This is a genomic window from Sphingomonas sp. (assembly GCF_025353885.1).
Lineage (GTDB): Bacteria > Pseudomonadota > Alphaproteobacteria > Sphingomonadales > Sphingomonadaceae > Sphingomonas_O.
In genome coordinates, this window is sequence record NZ_JANXNX010000055.1 from 1 (window position 1) to 4,090 (window position 4,090).

The following is a 4,090-nucleotide window of genomic DNA, read 5'->3' on the forward strand; positions in this document are numbered from 1 at the left end:
CCCCCGATCGTGCAAATGAGCGGCAGCAGAGGCAATACCTTGAGTAATCTTTAGAATCTCCGGCGAGGATGTTGTAGAGCGCGCCCATCGCGCCAGCGGCTGCCAACGCATAGGCTGCCTGACGCACCCGCTTGTGCATCATGGCCCGGCCGAGCCGCGCGCCGCCCTGGATGCTGGCATTGGCGAACATATAGGCCGAGTTGATCGCCGGGCCCCATTCTCCCTTCTTGTTGAAGTCCACCGTGAGGTTGCGCGCGAGCATCGCGGCGTCTGGCGCCGACATGCCGACGTCGCGGGCTGCCATATAAGCGGCCAGCCGCGGCGCGTTCTCGACCGCGCCGTTGACGATCTCGAAGCCCTCGGCGACCGCATGACCGGCACCGAGCGCGGTGTTGAGCGCGCCGCCCTCCAGCTTCCGCATTTTCCGGGTTACGTTGCGCTTGATGTCGTCCGGATCGTCGAGGCCGAAGAAGCGGATACGGCCGCCGGCCTTGTCGAACTCGCGGAACGCCGCTGCATAGGGCCCACCGGTCTGCCCGGCCAGCGCCTGGAACGCGCCCTTCATCGCCGGGAACAGATGCTGCGCGAATTGCGTCACGAAACGCTGCTGATCCTGCGCTTGCAGGTTGATAAACGATTCGCCGAGATCGCGAGCGAAGTTCGGGATGGTAAAATTCGGATTCCATTGCGTCGAGAGGCGAGACTGGAGCGTGGTCAGGGTATGCAGCACCTTCACCACCGCGTTCATGTTGGTGGCGCCCATCTGCTTCAACGCGCGGGCGATGTTAATGCCGTCCTTGCCGTAGAGCCGGATCACCATCGGCTTGCCGCCAACCTTGGTCACGAAGGCGTCCGGCTCGTTGTGGTAATTGAAATCGGCGTAATAGGTCACAAGCCCGGTGCGCGGGTCGATCTTGCGTTTCAGCGTCGGCGCGTTCACCTGCCACCGATCGGCGTTCGGGTTGGCACGCACGAATCGCAGGAAGGTGTTGCCGACACGGTTCTTCTCGCCGCGCACGATCGCGGATTCCGCCTGCATCATGACGTACTGGAGCGGACCCTCGGCCTCGCTGCGCCGGCCGAACGCCGCCTTTACTTCCTTCCCTCTGGTGTCATAGCCCTTGCCGCGACCGATCAGGCCCTCATCTTCGGTTCCTTCGGCAAACCCTCGCAGCGGAACGTAATGCTGGTACTGGCTTGCCCACGCATCAGCGGTGTCCTGCGAAATAAGACCGTATGAAACGAGGGTGTCTCGGGTGTCAGAATTGATCTGATCGACCATTGCGGCGATGCGATCAAAATCTCCAATCCGGTTTGCTCCTACACCCATCATGATAGCGTCGGCGTCGGCGTCGGACATGCCGGAGCCTTCACCATTGAGACCAGGGTTGATGGTGTCGATATATGCGTTCCTCTCCTTGGCGTGGCGCGCATAGAGGAAGGCGTTCATTTCGCCCATGCTAATATCGGCCGCGTGCATCGCCTTGATGAGCGGGTCGAAGCGGTCCTTCTCCAACCGTTCCAGCCGTTCGCCGGTGCGGCCGAAATAGAGGCTTTCCGCCTGATACGCCGAAATTTGCGACGGCACGCCGCCAACCGATTCCTCGGCGTTGCGGATTCGTGCCATCTTGTCTTGCAGCTTCACACGGATTTCGGTCGCGTTCACATTGCCGATGCCCAGCTTCTGCGACAGCCCGGCCATCCGGTCATAGCCACGATCGCGCAAATGCTCCGCCACCGTCTCGGACATGGACGGTACCGCGTTTCGGCTACCGCCCGGCCTGATCGCTGCCAACGTGGAATTAGCCTCGGGCCGGGGGGTATCGCCGGTGGCGTCAGCGTAGCCACCATCGTAGGCCTTTCGGTAGATATCGTCAGCGCGTTGCGTTCCTAGTGCTGCACGAACAGCACCACGGATTCGGCGCATGAATTCCAAGACCTTCTCGTACCAGCGGCGAACGCCGATATGCAGTTCCGCCTTGATGCGCTGATCGGCGTAAGCCTCGCTGCCGATCGCGCGCACTTCCTCGCCGGCCAGACTATCGATCTGGTCAGCGGTCAGATTGTAGCGCTCCTCGGCATAGGGCTTGATTTTCTGCCGAATCGCTGGGGTCTCACGCTCCATCAGCGAACGCTCTGCCGGCGTCTGCAACTGATATTCGATGACGTGATAGCCCTCGTGGGCTGCCAGCATCGGCAGGTTGGTGTCCATCGAGAACATGACCAGCTTCTGCCAGGGCTTGTAATAGGCGATCGACACTGCGCCGTTGCCGCCCCACATCGCCTTGGCATCATCCGGCAATTGAGCCGGTTGATCCATGAAGCCAACCGTCGCGTGCTTGCCGATGATGTGCTCCATCGCCTTACGGACGGCGGCTTGGACCTTTTCGGTCTCCGCCGGCGTGATCGAATTCGGCCCGGTCATGGCCGCAGCCAGCGTCGGCTCATCGCCCTCAGTCGGCTTCTCCACCGTGATCTTGCTGGCCGCCATCTTGAATTCGGCGCCGAACTTCATCATCCGCTCGACACCAGCAACGAACTTGTCCCGTGGCAGGTAGGCAACCATGTTGCCGCCATTCGAGACGAAATCGCCGGTCAGTCTCGTCAGTTCCGGATCGAGATAATAGACACCTCCCTTGGCCTTGGCTTTCTGCGCGGTGACGACATAATCCTGTCCGTAGCGGCCGTCCTTCTGGAGCGCGACGTTGCCATCCCTCGACCAAACGCGGTCCAGGGTCTCGTCGAGGTATTCCTTGATCTTGGCGCCGTTCTTCTCGATGCGGCCGTGGGCGATCGACTGCTTTCCGGGGTCAAACCCGCGCGCGGTCATGATGCCCTGGTGAATGGTGCCCTTGTCGCTGGTGTAGTTGATGATCGCGCCTTTGAGATCGAGCCAGTCATAGGCCGCCAGCATATTGCCGCCGGCGATGTAGCGCTCCTCGCGCGCCTCGGACTGCATGTGCTCGAACTTCTGGAGTGTGGCCTCATAGCGCTCGTACCAGTCCGTCATTGGCTCGACTTCGATATCGAGGGCGCTGTCCGGGGTGGATTTACCGTTCTCGGTGAGCCTGGAGAACGGGATAGTCATCTGGCGCGATGCGTCCGCAATCGCGAACGTGGCCTTCCACGATCCCAACGCCAACGGGTTCTTCGGTTCGCCCTGCTGCTTCACGTCGAGCACGATGGCGGTCAGGTTCGAGGTGGCGGTCTTGAGCACCACACGGCGACCGATCGGCAACATCTGATGAACGGCGGTCCAACGATCTTTCTGTTCGTTGAACTTGTTCATCTGCTTCGTGCGGCCTTCCGGGGTCTCCTCCCCGTCGATCACCGGCCGGGTGTAGTCGCTGAACCGCTTCAAACCGTCGCGGCGCTCCGTGGCTTCGCGCTGGAACGCGGGCTTGCCCCAGATGCCATGCGGGGTGTTGAAATTCTGGAGCATGTTGGAAAGCGTGCCGATGTCGAATTGGTCGATACCTTCGTTGGTACCTCCCACGGCCTCGGCCAACCGGCTCATCACCTCCGACGGCTTGAACGGCTTGCCGAGACGCGCGATCGAGACCTTTTGCAGGATCACCGGGGCCGCGAACGGAGAGCCGGAATCGTTGCGCTTGCCCTGCACCTCCATCCGCTCGATCAACTTCGCCTTCAAATCGAAGGACTGCGCTTCGAGCGCGTTTTCACCGGAGGCTTCCAACTGCGCGATCAGCGCCTTGTATTCACTTTCGAGCGCGTCGTAGATCGCTTCCTGCTGGTCGAGCGGTAATAGCGGGAGGCGGCCGGTCAGCTTCCGCATGGCATCGATCGGGTCGAGTTTTCCTTCTTCGGAAATCTTGACTGGAGACGCCAACCGGAAATGCGTGTCCATGTTGTCGCGGACCCAGGAGGCCGCGACTTCGTCGCCGTATTCGTTGATGAAGTCCGGGACGTCCTTCGCAGTCACGGCGCTCGACCGTGATGCGGTGGTGTTGGCGTTCAGCGACGCCATCTTCTTCGCGAGCACCGCGGCCGGGCGCTTCTCTGCCGGGATGTCGGCGACAAGCTGATCGTATTCCGGAAGGACAACCTGCCCGGTGCGGTTGACGCGGCC

At 61.5% G+C, this 4,090-nt stretch carries 1 protein-coding gene; it reads right to left on the reverse strand.

Features of this window, described 5'->3' with window-relative positions:
- On the reverse strand, nt 1–4,090 hold a 4,090-nt coding region (locus tag Q0R02_RS05765), incomplete at both ends, for a strawberry notch C-terminal domain-containing protein (RefSeq protein WP_293881565.1).